Genomic DNA, 442 nt, shown 5'->3' with positions numbered 1-442 from the left:
CGCTACGCCTACGACGCGCTGGGCAACCTGCTGCGCACCACGGACGCGCTGGGCGCGACCACGTACCAGTTCTACGACGCACTGGGCCGCGTGCGCGCCATCGTGACACCCACCGTCAACCTGGGCGTGGCGGGCAATGGCCAGGGCAAGAACCCCGTGAACCCGCTCACCGAGTTCCGACGCGATGCGCACGGCAACGCCGTCTCCACCGTGCAGTATGCAGGTGGCGCCACGGTGTCGGGCGATCAATCGGGCTACACCGCCAATGCCGCGCCGGAGGGATCGGCCAATCGCACGAGCTACACCCGCTTCGATGCCCAGGGCCATACGCAGGAGACGATCGACGCCGGCGGCAACAGCCACTACTACTCCTACGACGCCCAGGGGCGCCTGGCCAAGGAATGGCAGAACGTCAGTTACCTGAACGACGCGGGCGCCTGGC

General features: G+C 68.1%; 1 protein-coding gene. It reads left to right on the top strand.

Annotated elements, in window-relative coordinates; all coding sequences use genetic code 11:
* Positions 1 to 442, top strand: a 442-nt coding sequence (locus tag IR135_RS11505) for an RHS repeat domain-containing protein (RefSeq protein WP_135099508.1), incomplete at both ends; no start/stop codon positions are given.

Origin of the sequence: Jeotgalicoccus nanhaiensis (assembly GCF_015235105.1) — a bacterium.
GTDB lineage: Bacteria > Bacillota > Bacilli > Staphylococcales > Salinicoccaceae > Jeotgalicoccus > Jeotgalicoccus nanhaiensis.
Note: the sequence above shows the minus strand (reverse complement) of the source record. Positions and strands in the feature narration are given on the sequence as shown.